This window comes from Rhodanobacter geophilus (assembly GCF_040812275.1).
GTDB lineage: Bacteria > Pseudomonadota > Gammaproteobacteria > Xanthomonadales > Rhodanobacteraceae > Rhodanobacter_A > Rhodanobacter_A geophilus.
The window spans coordinates 66,341-82,971 of sequence record NZ_JBFOHL010000002.1 but is presented as its reverse complement, the minus strand read 5'-3'; the positions used below and the strand labels follow the sequence as shown (position 1 = coordinate 82,971).

At 68.2% G+C, this 16,631-nt stretch carries 16 protein-coding genes and 1 tRNA gene; 12 read left to right on the top strand and 5 right to left on the bottom strand.

What is annotated here, in order from left to right; all coding sequences use genetic code 11:
• The first annotated feature begins 153 nt into the window (after window positions 1-153).
• From metG to ABQJ56_RS02440, 4 genes are all read left to right on the top strand, one after another.
• Window positions 154-2,247 (top strand): methionine--tRNA ligase, encoded by a 2,094-nt coding sequence (metG, locus tag ABQJ56_RS02455; RefSeq protein ID WP_367843408.1) that lies wholly within the window; start codon window positions 154-156, stop codon window positions 2,245-2,247.
• Window positions 2,248-2,416: 169 nt separating this feature from the next.
• Window positions 2,417-3,022, top strand: a complete 606-nt coding sequence (locus tag ABQJ56_RS02450; protein ID WP_367843407.1) for an RnfABCDGE type electron transport complex subunit B — start codon at window positions 2,417-2,419, stop codon at window positions 3,020-3,022.
• Window positions 3,019-3,657, top strand: coding sequence for an endonuclease III (nth, locus tag ABQJ56_RS02445; protein ID WP_367843406.1), 639 nt, complete (start codon window positions 3,019-3,021; stop codon window positions 3,655-3,657). The genes ABQJ56_RS02450 and nth overlap by 4 nt, the downstream gene beginning before the upstream one ends.
• 77 nt (window positions 3,658-3,734) lie before the next feature.
• Window positions 3,735-4,163, top strand: a complete 429-nt coding sequence (locus ABQJ56_RS02440) for a DUF2501 domain-containing protein (RefSeq protein ID WP_367843405.1) — start codon at window positions 3,735-3,737, stop codon at window positions 4,161-4,163.
• A gap of 94 nt (window positions 4,164-4,257) precedes the next feature.
• On the opposite strand, the gene ABQJ56_RS02435 is transcribed toward ABQJ56_RS02440, so the two are convergent.
• Window positions 4,258-5,571, bottom strand: a complete 1,314-nt coding sequence (locus ABQJ56_RS02435) for a porin (protein WP_367843404.1) — start codon at window positions 5,569-5,571, stop codon at window positions 4,258-4,260.
• A gap of 192 nt (window positions 5,572-5,763) precedes the next feature.
• On the opposite strand from ABQJ56_RS02435, the gene rnt reads away from it, so the two are divergent.
• The 6 genes from rnt (at window position 5,764) to phoU (ending at window position 11,333) form a co-directional block, all read left to right on the top strand.
• Window positions 5,764-6,423 carry a ribonuclease T gene (gene rnt / locus ABQJ56_RS02430; RefSeq protein ID WP_367843403.1) on the top strand — a complete coding sequence of 220 codons (660 nt, stop codon included), beginning with the start codon at window positions 5,764-5,766 and terminating at the stop codon, window positions 6,421-6,423.
• Window positions 6,424-6,542: 119 nt separating this feature from the next.
• Window positions 6,543-7,577, top strand: a complete 1,035-nt coding sequence (pstS, locus tag ABQJ56_RS02425) for a phosphate ABC transporter substrate-binding protein PstS (RefSeq protein WP_367843402.1) — start codon at window positions 6,543-6,545, stop codon at window positions 7,575-7,577.
• A gap of 221 nt (window positions 7,578-7,798) precedes the next feature.
• Complete coding sequence (gene pstC / locus ABQJ56_RS02420) at window positions 7,799-8,770, top strand: phosphate ABC transporter permease subunit PstC (protein WP_367843401.1); 972 nt, start codon at window positions 7,799-7,801, stop codon at window positions 8,768-8,770.
• Complete coding sequence (pstA, locus tag ABQJ56_RS02415; protein WP_367843400.1) at window positions 8,770-9,639, top strand: phosphate ABC transporter permease PstA; 870 nt, start codon at window positions 8,770-8,772, stop codon at window positions 9,637-9,639. Before pstC ends, pstA begins: the two co-directional genes overlap by 1 nt.
• A complete protein-coding gene (pstB, locus tag ABQJ56_RS02410) occupies window positions 9,632-10,459 on the top strand; it encodes a phosphate ABC transporter ATP-binding protein PstB (RefSeq protein ID WP_367843399.1) in 828 nt (275 codons plus the stop codon). Before pstA ends, pstB begins: the two co-directional genes overlap by 8 nt.
• Before the next feature lie 142 nt (window positions 10,460-10,601).
• A complete protein-coding gene (phoU, locus tag ABQJ56_RS02405) occupies window positions 10,602-11,333 on the top strand; it encodes a phosphate signaling complex protein PhoU (protein WP_367843398.1) in 732 nt (243 codons plus the stop codon).
• 133 nt (window positions 11,334-11,466) lie between these two features.
• Here the strand turns inward: phoU and ABQJ56_RS02400 are convergent, their stop codons facing one another.
• The 3 genes from ABQJ56_RS02400 to rnr are packed head-to-tail and all read right to left on the bottom strand — an operon-like array spanning window position 11,467 to window position 14,989.
• Entirely contained in the window at window positions 11,467-11,727 is a 261-nt protein-coding gene (locus ABQJ56_RS02400; protein WP_367843397.1) for a CBU_0592 family membrane protein, read from the bottom strand.
• Window positions 11,724-12,470, bottom strand: coding sequence for a 23S rRNA (guanosine(2251)-2'-O)-methyltransferase RlmB (gene rlmB, locus ABQJ56_RS02395; protein ID WP_367843396.1), 747 nt, complete (start codon window positions 12,468-12,470; stop codon window positions 11,724-11,726). The genes ABQJ56_RS02400 and rlmB overlap by 4 nt, the downstream gene beginning before the upstream one ends.
• Window positions 12,467-14,989, bottom strand: coding sequence for a ribonuclease R (gene rnr, locus ABQJ56_RS02390; RefSeq protein WP_367843702.1), 2,523 nt, complete (start codon window positions 14,987-14,989; stop codon window positions 12,467-12,469). The genes rlmB and rnr overlap by 4 nt, the downstream gene beginning before the upstream one ends.
• A 310-nt stretch (window positions 14,990-15,299) precedes the next feature.
• On the opposite strand from rnr, the gene ABQJ56_RS02385 reads away from it, so the two are divergent.
• Together ABQJ56_RS02385 and ABQJ56_RS02380 are read left to right on the top strand one after the other, a co-directional pair.
• Window positions 15,300-15,384 (top strand) — tRNA-Leu (locus ABQJ56_RS02385).
• Window positions 15,385-15,458: 74 nt separating this feature from the next.
• Window positions 15,459-16,127 carry an HAD family hydrolase gene (locus tag ABQJ56_RS02380; RefSeq protein WP_367843395.1) on the top strand — a complete coding sequence of 223 codons (669 nt, stop codon included), beginning with the start codon at window positions 15,459-15,461 and terminating at the stop codon, window positions 16,125-16,127.
• On the opposite strand, the gene ABQJ56_RS02375 is transcribed toward ABQJ56_RS02380, so the two are convergent.
• Complete coding sequence (locus tag ABQJ56_RS02375; RefSeq protein ID WP_367843394.1) at window positions 16,073-16,483, bottom strand: VOC family protein; 411 nt, start codon at window positions 16,481-16,483, stop codon at window positions 16,073-16,075. The genes ABQJ56_RS02380 and ABQJ56_RS02375 overlap by 55 nt on opposite strands.
• Between the last annotated feature and the right edge of the window lie 148 nt (window positions 16,484-16,631).

The following is a 16,631-nucleotide window of genomic DNA, read 5'->3' as shown; positions in this document are numbered from 1 at the left end:
CAAACATAAACAATCACGTATAAATGCGCAATCCGCCATGTGCCGGCAGGCCGCATCGCTCCATGCTGCACCCGGCCTGCCGGCGCCAGGCGACGAACGGCCGCGCGATGCGGCCATGTCATAATGCGCAGTCCAACGGAGTGCCTGCCCACCATGAGTCGCCGCCTGCTCGTCACCCACGCCCTGCCCTACGCCAACGGCCCGCTGCACCTGGGCCACATGCTGGGCTACATCCAGACCGACATCTGGGTGCGTGCGCAGCGGATGATGGGCAACGAGGTGCATTTCGTGGCCGCGGACGATGCCCACGGCACGCCGATCATGCTGGCCGCGGAGAAGGCCGGCATGACGCCGGAGGCGTTCATCGCCGGCATCCGCGCCAGCCACGAGGCCGATTTCGCGGACTTCCACTTCAGCTACGACCACTACCACACCACCCACTCGGACGAGAACCGCGAGCTGGCCGCGCTGATCTACACACGCCTGCGTGACGCCGGCTATATCGCCAGGCGCGGCATCCAGCAGCTGTACGACCCCGAGAAGCAGATGTTCCTGCCGGACCGCTACATCAAGGGCACCTGCCCGAAGTGCGGCACGCCCGACCAGTACGGCGACAACTGCGAGAACTGCGGCGCCACCTATGCGCCCACCGACCTCATCGATCCCTATTCGGTGGTCTCCGGCGCCACGCCGGTGCTGAAGGATTCGGAGCACTACTTCTTCGAGCTGTCGAAATTCGAGAACTTGCTGCGCGACTGGTTCGCCGGCAAGTACACCGGCGGCAAGCCGGTGGCGAACAGCGGCGTGGCCGCCAAGCTGCGCGAATGGCTGGACGGCGGACTGAAGGACTGGGACATCTCGCGCGACGCCCCCTACTTCGGCTTCCCGATCCCCGACGCGCCGGGCAAGTTCTTCTACGTGTGGCTGGACGCGCCGGTGGGCTACCTCGCCAGCTTCAAGGCGCTGTGCGACCGCACCGGCCTGGAGTTCGACGACTTCCTGGGCGCCGGCAGCGCAGCCGAGATGCACCACTTCATCGGCAAGGACATCATCAATTTCCACGGCCTGTTCTGGCCGGCGATGCTGCACGGCGCGCAGATGCGCGTGCCCACCGCGCTGCACGTCAACGGCTACCTCACGGTGAACGGCGCGAAGATGTCGAAGTCGCGCGGTACCTTCATCATGGCGCGCACCTACCTGGACGTCGGCCTGCATCCGGAATTTCTGCGCTACTACTTCGCCACGATGCTGAGCGACGCGCCGGTTGATGTGGATCTCGACCTCAAGGCGTTCGAGGAACGCGTCAACTCGCACCTGGTCGGCAAGTGGGTGAACATCGCCAGCCGCACCGCGGGCTTCGTGCACAAGTTCTCCGGCGGCAAGCTGGCCGATGCGTTCGATGCGGAACACGCCGAGCTGTGGCGGAGCCTGCTTGCGCACTACGAAGGCATCGAGTCGCTGTACGAGGATGGCGAATTCGCCGAACTCACCCGCCGCTTCGTGCTGATGGCCGATATGGTCAACGGCCACATCGCCGGGAAGGCGCCGTGGACGATGGCGAAGGACGAGGCGCGCCGCGCGGAGCTTGCCCAGGTGTGCTCGTTCGCGCTGGCCGCGTTCCGCCTGCTCGCCGGCCTGCTGAAACCCATCCTTCCCGCCACCGTGGCCGCTGCCGAGCAATTCCTCGCCGCGCCCATCGCCGGCTTCGCCGATGCGCGCGACGCGCTGCACGGCCACACCATCAACGCCTTCGAACCGCTGCTCGCACGCCTCGACCCCAAGCGCATCGAGGCGATGGTCGAGGCCTCGAAGGAGTCGCTGGGAGCCCCCGCTCCCGCCCAGGAACAAGCCAAGAAGAAACCCATGAACGACGCCGCCAAGCCCGCCGCCGCACCTGCCCCCGCCGACGCTCCCGCCACCATCGCCATCGACGACTTCGCCAGGCTCGACCTGCGCGTGGGCAAGGTGCTGGCCTGCGAGTTCGTGGACGGCTCGGACAAGCTGCTGCGCTTCGAGCTGGATGCCGGCGCGCTGGGCCAGCGGCAGATCTTCTCCGGCATCCGCGCCGCCTACGGCGAGCCGGAGAAGCTGGTCGGCCGCAACGTGGTGTTCATCGCCAACCTCGCCCCGCGCAAGATGCGCTTCGGCCTCTCCGAAGGCATGATCCTCTCCGCCGGCGACGGCGGCAGCGACCTGTTCCTGCTCGACGCCGACCAGGGCGCAAAGCCGGGCGCCACGGTGCGCTGAACGTTTTAGTCCCCTCTCCCCTTTGGGGAGAGGGCCAGGGTGAGGGGACACTCTCGCCACACCCCACAAAAATGTGCGCATCCACTTTCACCATCTCAAGGCTCTTCGGCAGAACCTCCCCTCCCCCCAGCCCTCTCCCCGGCGGGGAGAGGGAGAAAAGCGTGCTGCCGTGACGCATTCACTCGCCGACCGCATCGACGCGCTCCTGCCGCAGACCCAGTGCGAGCAGTGCGGCTACCACGGCTGCCGGCCCTACGCGGAGGCGATCGCGCGCGGCGAGGCGGCGATCAACCAGTGCCCGCCCGGTGGCGCCGCCGGCATCGCGAAGCTGGCTGCGCTGCTGGATCGCCCCGCCCTGCCGCTCGACCCGGAACACGGCACCGAGAAGCCGCGCATGCTGGCGCGGGTGGTCGAGGACGAGTGCATCGGCTGCACCAAGTGCATCCAGGCCTGCCCGGTGGATGCCATCGTGGGCGCGGCCAGGCTGATGCACAGCGTGCTGGCCGACGACTGCACCGGCTGCGAACTGTGCGTGCCCGCCTGCCCGGTGGATTGCATCGTGCTGGAACCCATGCCGCCGACGCAGATCAACCAGGCGCATGCCGATGCCGCACGCGAGCATTTCCGGAAGCGCGAAACGCGGCTGGCGCGTGAAGCCGCCGAGCGCGAGGCGGAGCTGGCTGCGCGCAAGGCGGCGGTGGACACCGCCGCCACGGCCAACCCGGTGCTGGCCGCGCTGGCCCGCGCCCGTGCGAAACAGGACAAGTCACCATGAAGCGCGCCGACGTGGTCGAGCTGTTCACGCGCCTGCGCGAGCTGAACCCCCACCCCACCACCGAGCTGGACTACAGCACGCCGTTCGAGCTGCTGGTGGCCGTGGTGCTGTCCGCGCAGGCCACCGACGTGGGCGTGAACAAGGCCACGCGCAAGCTCTATCCGGTGGCGAACACGCCGCAGGCCATCCTCGAGCTCGGCGAGGAAAAGCTGAAGCGATACATCAGCACCATCGGCCTGTTCAACGCCAAGGCGAAGAACGTGATCGCGCTGTGCGGCATCCTGCTGGAACAGCACGGCGGCGAAGTGCCGCGCACGCGCGAGGCGCTGGAGGCGCTGCCCGGCGTGGGTCGCAAGACCGCCAACGTGGTGCTGAACACCGCCTTCGGCGAGCCCACCATCGCGGTGGACACGCACATCTTCCGTGTCGCCAACCGCACCGGCCTCGCGCCCGACAAGGACGTGCGCGCGGTGGAGGACAAGCTGGAAAAGCTGGTGCCCGCCGAGTTCAAGCGCGACGCCCACCACTGGCTGATCCTGCACGGCCGCTACGTGTGCAAGGCGCGCAAGCCGGACTGCCCGGGCTGCGTGATCCGGGACCTGTGCCGCTACAGGGACAAGACGCCGGCAGCCTGACGGCGTGCCTGGCCACGACACAGCGAGCACGCCAGGTGGCGTATAACAGGAGCCTCGTCCACACGGAGGCTCCACCCATGCATGCCACTCCCATCCGGCCGTTGCTGCTTGTCGCCGCCCTCGCCTTCGCCGGTGCAGCTTCGGCGCAAAGCCTGGATTCGCTCAAGGGCACCGCCGGCAACCTGCTCGGCCAGAAGGGTTCGACCTCGGCCCTGCCTTCGGTGTCCTCGCTGGGCAGCGCGCAGAACGCGGCGGGCGTACTGGGCTACTGCCAGTCGCACGGCTACCTGCCCAGCGCCACCGACACGCTCAAGGACAAGCTGCTGGGCAAGTTCGGCGGTTCGTCCCAGGCCACGCAGGACAAGGGTTACCAGCAGGGCCTCAACGGCGTCCTGCAGGGCGGCAACGGGCAGAGCTTCGACCTCGGCAACCTGAAGGGGACGGTGGCCAAGAAGCTGTGCCAGCACGTGGCGGACAAGGCGACGTCGTCCTTCCTCGGCCACTGATCGCCCCGCCCGCGGCCGGCAAAAAGCAAACGGCGGGCATCATGCCCGCCGTTTTCCGTCCCTGGGTCGAACTCCCTTGCGATAAACGCGTGCCTCAGTACTTCAGTTCGCCGAAGATGCCGATTTCGTTGGTCTTCACGTTCTGGACGTGCAGGGGCGCCGGAGCGGCAACCGTCGCGTCGGCCGTTTCGTGCTTGTACACGGCGGCCAGGCGCAGGCCCTTGGTCACCTGGTACTGGATGCCGGCGTTGTAGTAGACATCCTTCTTGCCGGTGTCCAGATCCTTGCTCAGCTTGGCGTTGTCGTAGCGGGCGAACAGGCTCCACTCGTCGTTGAGCGCGATGCTGCCCCACAGCGAGTAGCCATCGGCCTTGTCGGACGCCGGCGTCAGCACGTTGTTCCAGTCCTTTGCGGTGAAGTACTCGCCACCCAGGCGGAAGTTGTTGTCGGCGTAGGCGATCAGGAGGTCGCCGCGCTGCGCGGTGTGCGGCGCATCGACGTTTTCGGTCTCCTGGCCACGGTGGCCGCTGTAGCCACCCAGCGCGACGACGAAACCCTTGAACGGCACGAAGCCGACGCGTCCCTCGAAGTCCATGCCGTCGGTGCGGCTCGGGTTCTTGTAGCCGCCGCCGTTCACGGCCGACACCGAGTAGTTGAGCATCTTGCTGCCGCCGATGTCGCCGCTCGCGTTGATGCCCCAGTCGGCGGAGTTGGCGTACTTCAGGCGATCGGTGAGCGTGTTGTCGACGTAGCGGAAGCCGTAGTAGTTCTCCACGAACGGGATCCACGGCATGTCGGCCGAACCGGCGCGCACGACGAAGGCGTCGTCGAACTTGCCCTGCACGTAGGCCTTCTTCACGAACAGCTCGGTGGCGCCGACCGTGCTGCTGTACTGGAAGTCGGTGGTCAGGTTCGCCGACCAGATGTCGTTGAACTTGTGGCTGACGCTCAGGTAGAAGCGCTTGACGTCGAAACCCGTGCCGCTGCTGTTGGTCTTGCCGGTGTCGCTGTTCTTCTGGTCGATGTTGCTGAAGTCGAAGAACATCGTGCCGGACACGGTGGTGTTGTTGACCAGCTTGTCCAGCGCGTCCACGCGCTTGCTGAGCGCGTCGCTGGGCGCGGCGGCGATGGTCGCCTGCTTCGCCTGGACCTGCTGCACGGCCTGGGCGGTCTGGCTCTGCGCCTCGTTCTGCGCGCTGGACTGCGCCTGCAGTTCGTCCACCTTCTCCTGCAGCACGGCGAGCTGGGCCTTGAGCTGGGCCACCTCGTCGGCGGTGACGGTGGACTTGCCGGCCTTGGCAGCCTTGTGGTGGTGCGTCGTCTGCTGCGTCGTCGTCTGGGCACTGGCCACAAAGCTGGTCAGGCCCAGGCCGGCGGCGATCGCGAGCGCGAGCGTCTTCGAGTGCATGCTTTTCTCCACTGTTTGGTGATGGCGGGATCCGCCTCGACCGTCCCCTGGCTGACGCCGGCCGGCAAGGCATGAACGGGGCGCAGCATGCGCATCCATCTTTGCGGTTGCATGCACATCACATGACAGAATGAAGACACGGCGCGCAGACATGGCCCGCGGAGGGCCCGCCGCGGCTGATATGCTTTGTCGATGGACGTTCCAAACAACAGCATGGCCGGCCGCATGGCCGAGCGCTTCCGCGGCTTCCTGCCGGTGATCGTCGACGTGGAGACCGGCGGCTTCGACGCCGAGCGCGACGCCCTGCTGGAGATCGCCGCGATCACCGTGGGCATGGACGCGCACGGCTTCCTGCATCCGCAGGCCACCGTGCACGCCCACGTGGAGCCCTTCCCCGGCGCCAACCTCGACCCGCGTGCGCTGGAAATCACCGGCATCGACCCGGACAATCCGCTGCGCGGCGCCTTGCACGAGCGCGCGGCCCTGGAGCACGTGTTCCAGGCGGTGCGCACCGCGGTGCGCGACAACGGCTGCCAGCGCGCGATCCTGGTGGGCCACAACGCCGCGTTCGACCTGGGCTTCCTGAATGCCGCGGTGCGCCGCACCGGCAACAAGCGCAACCCGTTCCATCCCTTCAGCTGCTTCGACACCGCCACCCTGGGCGGCCTCGCCTACGGCCAGACCGTGCTGGGCAAGGCGGTGCAGGCCTCCGGCCGCGCGTTCGACACCCGCGAGGCGCATTCGGCGATCTACGACGCCGAATCCACCGCCCTGCTGTTCTGCGACATCGTCAACCGCTGGCGCCAGCTGGAGATGTTCGAGCGCGAACGGGTCGGCACGGACGCGGGCTGACACCCTTTCCGGCGAAATTGTCATCCATCTGCAACATTCATCTCATTTCATTGCAACACGCCAACGCTGCAATGGCGGGCATCCGGGCACACGCCCCGTGCACACCAAGGAGCCTCAACGTGTTCACCTCCTCCCGTTCCACGTTCCGCCTAGGCGCCATCGCCTTCGCCCTCGCCTGCTCGCTGAGCGCCCTGTCCGCCCAAGCCACCGACATCACCGGCGCGGGCTCCAGCTTCGTGTATCCGGTGATCTCGAAGTGGTCGGCCAGCTACGCCGAAAAGACCGGCAACCGCGTCAACTACCAGTCGATCGGCTCGGGCGGCGGCATCGCCCAGATCAAGGCCGGCACCGTGGACTTCGGCGCCAGCGACATGCCGCTGGACGAGGCCACGTTGACCAAGTTCGGCCTGGGCCAGTTCCCCGACGTGATCGGCGGCATCGTGCCGGCGTTCAACGTGTCCGGCGTGGCCGCCGGCAAGCTGGTGCTGGACGGCCCCACCCTCGCCGAGATCTATCTGGGCAAGATCACCAGCTGGAACGATCCGGCCATCCAGAAGCTCAACCCGGGCCTGAAGCTGCCCGGCACCAAGATCACCGTGGTGCATCGCTCCGACGGTTCGGGCACCACCTTCAACTTCTCCGACTACCTGTCCAAGGTCAGCCCCGACTGGAAGTCCAAGGTGGGCGAAGGCACCGCCATCAACTGGCCGACCGGCATCGGCGGCAAGGGCAACGAGGGCGTCTCGGCCTACATCCGCCAGATCCCGAACTCGATCGGCTACGTCGAATACGCCTACGCGCTGCAGAACCACATCGGCTATGCGCTGATGAAGAACGCCGCCGGCAAGGTGGTGGAGCCGAAGACCTCCAGTTTCCAGGCCGCCGCCGACACCGCCGACTGGGCGCACGCCAAGGACTTCAACCTGCTGATGACCAACGCGCCCGGCGCCACCGCCTGGCCGATCACCGCCACCTCGTGGGTGATCATGTACAAGCAGCCGAAGAACGCCGCCAACAGCAAGGTCGCCTTCGACTTCTTCAAGTTTGCCTACGAGCACGGCCAGGAACAGGCCCGCTCGCTGGACTACGTGCCGCTGCCCACCTCGCTGGTGAGCCAGATCGAGAACTACTGGAAGACCGAGTACAAGCAGTAAGCCACAAGAAAGCCCCTCTCCCGGCGGGAGAGGGGCTGCGATGAGAGTTCGGGCATGGCGAACCGTTTCGCCGTGCCCGTACCCTCATCCGGCCCTTCGGGCCACCTGCATTCGGCACATCCATGTGCCTCACCCTTCGGGCGGCTCGGCCATGCAAATCGGCAATCCTGCCGATTTGTCTCCCTAAGGATAGGGAAGAAGCATCCACTCGCGGACACCACATGTCATCGATCCCAGCCACCGACTTCGCCTCCGACATCGACAAGCGCAGTCATCGCGATGCCCGCCACGATGCCTGGTTCCGCTGGCTGCTGCGGACCTGCGCCCTGCTGGTGCTGGCGGCCCTGCTGGGCGCCGCGGTGTCCACGCTGTGGGGCGGCCGCGAGGTGCTGTTCAAGGACGGCTTCCATTTCCTCTCCAGCGACGCCTGGAACCCGGTCAGCGACGACTACGGCGCGCTGGCGCCGATCTTCGGCACCCTGGTCACCTCGCTGATCGCCCTGGTGCTGGCGGTGCCGGTGAGCTTCGGCATCGCGCTGTTCCTCACCGAGATCGCCCCGGCCTGGCTGCGCGGCCCGGTCGCCACCGCCATCGAACTGCTGGCCAGCATCCCGTCGATCATCTACGGCATGTGGGGCCTGTTCGTGTTCGTGCCGTTCATGGCGGGCATCGAGCCGACGCTCAGCGACACGCTGGGCCGGCTGCCGCTGGTCGGCAAGCTGTTCCAGGGCCCGCCGATCGGGCTGGGCCTGCTCACCGCGGGCATCGTGCTGGCGGTGATGATCCTGCCGTTCATCTGCTCGGTGATGCGCGAGGTGTTCCAGACCGTGCCCACCCGCCTCAAGGAATCCTCCTACGCGCTGGGCTCCACCACCTGGGAAGTGGTGTGGGACATCGTGCTGCCCTACACGCGCTCGGCGGTGATCGGCGGCATCTTCCTCGGCCTCGGCCGCGCGCTGGGCGAGACGATGGCGGTGACCTTCGTGCTCGGCAACGCCTACAGCATCACCAACTCGCTGCTGATGCCCGGCACCTCGATCTCCTCCTCCATCGCGAACGAGTTCAACGAGGCGGTGGGCACGCACCGCTCGGCGCTGATCGCGCTGGGCTTCCTGCTATTCGTGGTGACCTTCGTGGTGCTGCTGATCGCCCGCCTGATGCTGCGCCAGCTGGCGCGGCGGGAGGGCGCGTGATGGCCGCCTCGGTCTACCTGCGCCGGCGCGCCGTCAACGTGGTGGCGTTGACCTTGAGCGCCTGCGCCACCCTGCTGGGCCTGCTGTTCCTGGCCTGGATCCTGTGGGTGACGCTGGAGAACGGCCTTGGCGCGATCACCCCGCGCCTGTTCACCAAGATCACCGCCTACGCCGACCAGGGCGGCCTGTCCAACGCGATCGTGGGCAGCCTGATCATGGACCTGATGGCGCTGCTGATCTGCGCGCCGATCGGCGTGCTCGCGGGCACCTTCCTCGCCGAGTACGCGAACCGCACCAGGCTCGGCGCCACGATCCGCTTCCTCAACGACATCCTGCTGTCCGCCCCGTCCATCGTGCTCGGCCTGTTCGTGTACGTGATCGTGGTGCTGCCGATGTCCAGCCTCACCCACGGCGCGGTGTCGTTCTCCGGCTTTGCGGGCGCGGTGGCGCTGGCGCTGATCGGCCTGCCGGTGATCGTGCGCACCACCGACGAAATGCTGCAGCTGGTGCCCGGCACGCTGCGCGAGGCCACGCTGTCGCTGGGCATCCCGCAGTGGAAGATGACCGTGCAGGTGCTGATGCGCGCGGCCACCTCCGGCATCGTCACCGGCGTGCTGCTGGCGCTGGCGCGGCTGGCCGGCGAGACCGCGCCGCTGCTGTTCACCGCGTTCGGCAACAACTTCATGACCGCGCACCCGCTGGACAAGATGGAAAGCCTGCCGGTGGCGATCTACCAGTACACCAACGACCCCAACCCGGCCCTGCACGCCATCGCCTGGGCCGGCGCTCTGCTGATCACGCTGTTCGTGCTCGCGCTCAGCCTGCTGACCCGAATGCTGTTCTCACGCCACAAGGTGCGTTATGACTGACTTCGCCGCGAGTGCTGCGAAAACCGCCGCGGACTTCACGGCTGCCGCGGAAACCACCACCACGGCGCCCACCAAGATCGCGGTGCGCGACCTGCACTTCCACTACAACGGCTCCCATGCGCTGAAAGGCATCGGCATGGACATCCCGGAGAAGCAGGTCACCGCGATCATCGGCCCCTCCGGCTGCGGCAAGTCCACCCTGCTGCGCATCTTCAACCGCATCTACGCGATCTACCCGAAGCTGGTCGCCAGCGGCGAGGTGCTGCTGGACGGCGAGAACATCCTCGACCCGCGCTACTCGCTGAACCGCCTGCGCAGCAAGGTCGGCATGGTGTTCCAGAAGCCGGTGCCGTTCCCGATGACGATCTTCGAGAACGTGGCCTACGGCATCCGCCACCACGAGAAGCTGTCGAAGGCCGACATGACCGAGCGCGTGGAGCAGGCCCTGCGCCGCGCCGCGCTGTGGGACGAGGTGAAGGACAAGCTCAAGCACAGCGCGCTGGGCCTCTCCGGCGGCCAGCAGCAACGCCTGTGCATCGCCCGCGGCATCGCGCTCAAGCCCGAGGTGCTGCTGCTGGACGAGCCCACCTCGGCGCTCGACCCCATCGCCACCGGCCGCATCGAGCAGCTGGTGGAAGAGCTCAAGCACGACTACACCATCGTGATCGTCACCCACAACATGCAGCAGGCCGCGCGCGTCTCCGACCGCACCGCCTTCATGTACCTGGGCGAGCTGATCGAGTTCGACGTCACCGAGAAGATCTTCACCAAGCCCTCGAAGAAGCAGACCGAGGACTACATCACCGGCCGGTTCGGGTAAGCGGGAAAACTCCCTCTCCCCTCCGGGGAGAGGGTTGGGGTGAGGGGCCGGGCAACCCTCGACGCACCACTCCGCCCGAACCCTCATCCGCCCTTTGGGCACCTTCTCCCGGAGGGAGAAGGAAAAAAACCACGAGGCAACCATGAGCACTGGCAAAGAACACATCATCAAGAGCTACGACGACGAGCTGGCGCGCCTCACCGGCGAGCTGGTGCGCATGGGCGAGCTGGCGGTGAGCCAGCTGGAAGCCGCGATCGACGTGGTGGAGCGCCGCGACGAACGCGCCGCCCAGCACGTGGTGGGCAACGACGACGCGATCGACCTGCTGGAACAGGAAATCAGCCACGACGTGGTGCGCCTGCTGGCGCTGCGCGCGCCGATGGCGGGCGACCTGCGCAACGTGTTCGCCGCGCTGCGCATCGCCGCCGACATCGAGCGCATCGGCGACTACGCCGCGAACGTGGCCAAGCGCTCGATCCCGCTGTCGATGGCCGCGCCGATCAACCCCACCAGCGGCCTGGCCCACCTCGCTGCATTGGCCGCCTCCGAGGTTCGCGAAGTGTTGCGCGCCTACCGCGACCGCGACGCCGAGCGCGCCTACCAGGTGTGGAAGGACGACGTGGAGCTGGACGACGCCTACACCGGCTACTTCCGCCAGCTGCTCACCTACATGATGGAAGACCCGCGCAACATCACGCCGTGCACCCACCTGCTGTTCATGGCGAAGAACATCGAGCGCATCGGCGACCATGCCACCAACATCGCCGAGAACGTGTGGTACCAGGTCACCGGCGAACCGCTCACCGCCCAGCGCGCCAAGCGCGACCTCACCGCGAACCCGGAGCTGCCGAAGCTGGGCGACCACGGGGACTGAGGGAGATCCCGCGGCCAGCTGCCTGCCGAATCGTCATGCCGGCTTTCGCCGGCATGACGGGCAAGACACGCGCGGCGCCGCTGTGGCGAAACCCTTTCGGCCAGCGCCTACCTGCCACGCAAAAGCGCGTGCTTCAGCGCTCCGTGCGCTTCAACTGCACTCCCCGCGCGATGCCGTAGATGCCGATGGCGATCCACGCCACTTCGAGCAGGAACGCCGACCAGTTGAAGCTGCCGAAGGTCAGCGACAGCAGCACGCCGAACGCACCGAGGATGTTCATGAGCTGGTAGGCCAGCTTGTGGCCGTGCAGCTTGCGGGCCTGCAGCAGGAAGTAGGCCAGCAGCACCAGCAGCACGCCGATGTAGCCGGCCCAGTCGTACCAGTGGAAGGTCATCGCAGTCCGCTCCGTTGACGCAGCGCCTCGAACAGCACGACACCGGTCGCCACGGAAACGTTGAGGCTCTCCATCGCGCCCGGCATCGGGATCTTCGCCGCGAAATCGCAGGTCTCGCGGGTGAGCCGGCGCAGGCCTTCGCCCTCGCTGCCCATCACCAGCGCCACCGGCCCCTTGAGGTCGATGCCGTAGATCGATTGATCGGTGTCGCCGGCCAGCCCGGTGATCCACACGCCGGCATCCTTGAGCACGCGCAGCGTGCGCGCGAGGTTGGTCACCGCGATCAGTGGCACGCGGTCCGCGCCGCCCGCCGAGGCGCGGCGCACCACCGGCGTGAGGCCCACCGCACGATCCTTGGGCACGATCACCGCCGTGACGTTGGCCGCCGCCGCGCTGCGCAGGCAGGCGCCGAGGTTGTGCGGGTCGGTGACGCCGTCCAGCACCAGCACCAGCGCCGAAGCGCCGGCCCGTTCCAGCAGCTCCGGCAGGTCGCCTTCCGTCGCCATCGCCGGCGCTTCGTACAACGCCGCCACGCCCTGGTGGCGCGCCTCGCCGGCCAGCTTGTCCAGCTGCTCGCGCGGGCGATGGTGCACCGGGATCTTCAACGCCTTGGCGCGCTCCGCCAGTTCATGCACGCGCGGGTTGCGCTGGCCGTTTTCCACCAGCAGCTCGCACACGCGCGCGGCATCATTGTTCAGGGCGCCATCGACCGGGTTGATGCCGACGATCCAGTGTTCGCTCATTTCCTGCCTTTCGGTTTGTCCGGCTTGCGGCCGGCGTTCTTGTTCGTGGCCCGCGCGGCGGGAGAGGCCACGCCGCGTTTCGCGGTGCCCGTCTGGCGCGCGGAGGCCGCCGGCCGCTCGACCTTGTCTGCCTTCGGCGTCCGGACGGGACGCGCACCGGCATCGCGCCGCGGGGACGCGTGCGAGCCGGGCGGCGGATTATCGCCTGGCGCGGCCCGCTGCGGCGACGCTTGCGCGACGGCCGCGGCCTCCTTGCGCCCGAACGCGCGGCCGATCGCCTTGGCCGCCCTGCCGAACATGCCTGGCGCCTTCGCCGCCGCAGCCGCCGGCTTCGGCAGCGAATAGCGCTCGCCAGCCGCGGCGTAGTCGTAGGCCTTGCCGCTGCGCGGCGGTGCCGCGGTGGCGGCGCGCGGCGCGGCCAGGCGGAAGTCGATCTTGCGATCCTCCAGGCTGGCGCGCAGCACCTGCACACGCACGTGGTCGCCCAGCCGGTACTGCGCGCCGGTGCGCTCGCCCTTGAGCAGGTGGCGCTGCGGGTCGAAGTGGTAGTAGTCGTTGCTGAGCTGGCTGATGTGGACCAGGCCGGACACCTTGGATTCGTCCAGCTCCACGAACAGGCCGAACGAGGTGACGCCGGTGACCACGCCCGCGAATTCCTCGCCCACGTGCTTGGCCATCCACGCGCACTTGTAGCGCTCGTCCACGTCGCGCTCGGCTTCCTCGGCGCGGCGCTCGCGCTGCGAGCAGTGCACCGCCATCGTGGCCATCTGCGCCGGCGTGTATGCGTGGCCGGCCGGCTTGCCGCCGGTGAGGGCGTAGCGGATCGCGCGGTGCACCAGCAGGTCCGGATAACGGCGGATCGGCGAGGTGAAGTGCGCGTAGGCCGAAAGCGCGAGGCCGAAGTGGCCGCGGTTGTCCGGCTGGTAGGCGGCCATGCTCTGCGCGCGCAACAGCACGCTCTGGATCAGCTCGCGCTCGGGACGCTCGGCCACCAGGCGCAGCACGTCGGCGAAGTCGGCCGGCGTCACCTCTTCCACCGGCGGCATGCGCAGCTTGAACTCGCGGAGGAACTGCTGCAGGTCTTCGTACTTCTCCGCCGGCGGCGGCTCGTGCGCGCGGAACAGCGCGGGGATCTTCTTCTTTTCCAGGAACAGCGCCGCCTGCACGTTGGCGGCGATCATGCATTCCTCGATCAGCTTGTGCGCGTCGTTGCGCTGTGTGGCGCCGGCCGATTCCACGTCGCCGCGCTGGTCGAGACGGAATTTCACCTCCGGTGTCTCGAAGTCGATCGCGCCGCGGCGCTTGCGCTGCGCCGCCATCGCCTGGTACAGCGCGTGCAGGTTCTCCAGCTGCGGCAGCACGTCGGACGCCGCATCGCGGGCGCCGGCCTCGCGCAGGCCCACCGCCTGCCACACCTGGTCGTAGGTGAGCCGCGCGTGCGAGCGCATCACCGCCGGGTAGAACTTCGACCTGGTCACTTCGCCCGCGGCGTCCACCGTCATGTCGCAGACCATGCACAGCCGCTCGACCTTGGGGTTGAGCGAACAGATGCCATTGGACAGCGTCTCCGGCAGCATCGGCACCACGAAGCCGGGGAAATAGGTGGAGGTACTGCGCTCGAATGCCTCGCGGTCCAGCGCGCTGCCCACCGGCACGTAGTGCGACACGTCGGCGATGGCGACCACCAGCCGCCAGCCGCCGCCGCGCTTCGGCTCGGCGTACACCGCGTCATCGAAGTCGCGCGCGTCGGCGCCGTCGATGGTCACCAGCGGCAGCTTGCGCAGGTCGACGCGGCCTTCGCGCTCGGCGGCGGTGACCTCGGGTTCCACCTCGGACGCATCGCGCAGCACTTCGGGCGGCCATTCGCGCGGCAGGTCGTGGCTGGCGATCGCCATCTCGATCAGCAGCGAGGGCTGCAGGCGTTCGCCCAGCACGGCGCGGATCGCGCCCAGCGGGCCGCGGTGCGGCGTGGGCGGGTCGGTGATCTCGGCCACCACGATCTGCCCGGCGCGCGCACCCTGCGTTTCGCCGGGCGGGATCATCACGTCCTGGTGCAGGCGGCGGTCGTCCGGCGCCACCAGGGTCACGCCGTTCTCGACCACCACCCGGCCCACCAGCCGCGGCGATCGGCGCTGCAGCACCTCGGCGATCGCACCCTGGCGGCGGCCGCGCCGGTCCACGCCCACCACGCTGGCCAGCACGCGGTCGCCGTGCAGCACGCTGCGCATCTGCTGCGGAGAAAGGTAAAGATCCTCGCCGCCCTCGTCCGGCCGCAGGAAGCCGTAGCCTTCGGCATTCGCCAGTACCACGCCGGGAATCAGGTCGAGCTTGCGTACCGGCGCATAGCCGCCGCGCCGCCCCAGCAGCAGCTGGCCGTCGCGCACCATCGCGCCGAGGCGCTTGTGCAGCGCGTAGAGATCGTTGGTGTCATGCAGCTCCAGCGCCTCGGCGATGCGCGCCTCGGTGAGCAGTTCGCCGCGTTCCTCCAGCAGGGCGAGGATCGCCTCACGGCTGGGAATGGGGCGCTCGTAGCGCTGCGCCTCGCGCTCGGCATGCGGATCATGCGGATCGGCCTGCCTGCGCTGCTTGCCGGCGGCCGGGCTCGCGCCCGTGGTGGTCTTGCGCGGGGACGGGGTCTTGCGGGTCGGCGCACGGTTGCCCGCGCGCTGGTCTTCCTTGTTTTTTCTGGTCACGAAATCGCCTTGTGTGGATGGCTGCGCCGCGCACGGTGCAGTGTCATGGAGTTATGCGTCAACAAAGTGTTGACAGGGCCCGGGCCGATCCCTAATCTACGCGGCTCACGCAGCCCGCAAGGCTCGCGCGGCACCTGCCCAGGTGGCGGAATTGGTAGACGCACTAGTTTCAGGTACTAGCGGGTAAAACCGTGGAGGTTCGAGTCCTCTCCTGGGCACCAATTGTAGACGAAGCCCGCAGCGATGCGGGCTTCGTCGTTTCTGCGATCCGTACGCAGCGCCACGGCGAGCCCCGATGACGTCTTCGCTCCCTGCCTTCGCCGACCGACGCCATTGGGTGTTCGACCTCGACGGCACGCTGACCGTCGCCGTGCACGATTTCGAGGTGATCCGCCGGGCGCTGGACATCCGCGACGACGAGGACATCCTCGCCCACATCGCCGCCCTGCCCGTGGATGAGGCCGGCGCCAAGCGCGCCTGGCTGCTCGAACATGAACGCGGACTCGCGCTGGACTCGCGCCCCGCCGGCGGCGCGGTGCCCCTGCTGCGCACACTCGCGGCGCGCGGCTGCCGGCTCGGCATCCTCACCCGCAACCTGCGCGAACTGGCCCTGCTTTCGCTCGAAGCGATCGGCCTCGCCGACTGCTTCGACCCGGCCGACGTGCTCGGTCGCGAAGACGCGCCGCCGAAGCCCGACCCCGCCGGCCTGCATCGGCTGGCCGCACGCTGGATGGTCGATTCCACCCGGCTGACCATGGTCGGCGACCATGCCCATGATCTGGCCTGCGCCCGCGCGGCCGGCGCGCAGGCCGTCTTGGTGAACTTGCCGGTGAACCGCTGGCCCGAGCTGGCCGACTGGCACTTCGCCGACTGCAGCGGCCTCGCGGCGGCACTGCACGCCACGCCCGATCAGGGACCGGACGCCGGCCCCTTCAGCTCCACCAGGTTGCCCTGCGGGTCGTAGCAGTAGATCGACGGGCCCTCGCCGCGCGCACCGTAACGCGAGCCCAGCTCGCCGATGCGCACGCCGTGCGCCTCGAGATGGGCGAGGATCGCCGCCTCGTCCCAATCCTCCACGCGCAGGCAGAAGTGGTCCATGTTGTGGCCTTCCCTGCCCGGCGCGGCGCCGCCCTGCCGGCCCAGCCTGCCGTCCATCGTCACCAGGTCGATCAGCGAGGCACCGGCACGCAGTTGCAGCAGGCCGATCTCGTCCTGCCGGCGCTCCTCGCGGCAACCCAGCACCTCGCAGTAGAAACGCCGCATCGCCCCGGGGTCGATGGCGCGCAGCACGACGTGGTCGATTTCGCCGATGCGGATCATGGAAACTCCAGGGACCGGAAACCCCGAGCATAGCGCTCCAACTGCCTTGCCCCTGTATAATTGCCGCTGAAACGCATGGTGGGAGAAGCGGCCGTTCCCGGAACGCACCGCTGCCGAAGGCGCAACGCCCGTAATCGCTCAGGCCCCA

What these genes read in the sequence shown, in the direction of transcription:
- ABQJ56_RS02440 (WP_367843405.1), top strand. Translation starts at nt 3,735, where the DNA reads ATGCATGCCACTCCCATCCGGCCGTTGCTGCTTGTCGCCGCCCTCGCC.
- pstB (WP_367843399.1), top strand. Translation starts at nt 9,632, where the DNA reads ATGACTGACTTCGCCGCGAGTGCTGCGAAAACCGCCGCGGACTTCACG.
- ABQJ56_RS02400 (WP_367843397.1), bottom strand. Translation starts at nt 11,727, where the DNA reads ATGACCTTCCACTGGTACGACTGGGCCGGCTACATCGGCGTGCTGCTG.
- ABQJ56_RS02435 (WP_367843404.1), bottom strand. Translation starts at nt 5,571, where the DNA reads ATGCACTCGAAGACGCTCGCGCTCGCGATCGCCGCCGGCCTGGGCCTG.
- ABQJ56_RS02375 (WP_367843394.1), bottom strand. Translation starts at nt 16,483, where the DNA reads ATGATCCGCATCGGCGAAATCGACCACGTCGTGCTGCGCGCCATCGAC.
- phoU (WP_367843398.1), top strand. Translation starts at nt 10,602, where the DNA reads ATGAGCACTGGCAAAGAACACATCATCAAGAGCTACGACGACGAGCTG.
- ABQJ56_RS02380 (WP_367843395.1), top strand. Translation starts at nt 15,459, where the DNA reads ATGACGTCTTCGCTCCCTGCCTTCGCCGACCGACGCCATTGGGTGTTC.
- metG (WP_367843408.1), top strand. Translation starts at nt 154, where the DNA reads ATGAGTCGCCGCCTGCTCGTCACCCACGCCCTGCCCTACGCCAACGGC.
- nth (WP_367843406.1), top strand. Translation starts at nt 3,019, where the DNA reads ATGAAGCGCGCCGACGTGGTCGAGCTGTTCACGCGCCTGCGCGAGCTG.
- rlmB (WP_367843396.1), bottom strand. Translation starts at nt 12,470, where the DNA reads ATGAGCGAACACTGGATCGTCGGCATCAACCCGGTCGATGGCGCCCTG.
- pstC (WP_367843401.1), top strand. Translation starts at nt 7,799, where the DNA reads ATGTCATCGATCCCAGCCACCGACTTCGCCTCCGACATCGACAAGCGC.
- rnt (WP_367843403.1), top strand. Translation starts at nt 5,764, where the DNA reads ATGGACGTTCCAAACAACAGCATGGCCGGCCGCATGGCCGAGCGCTTC.
- pstA (WP_367843400.1), top strand. Translation starts at nt 8,770, where the DNA reads ATGGCCGCCTCGGTCTACCTGCGCCGGCGCGCCGTCAACGTGGTGGCG.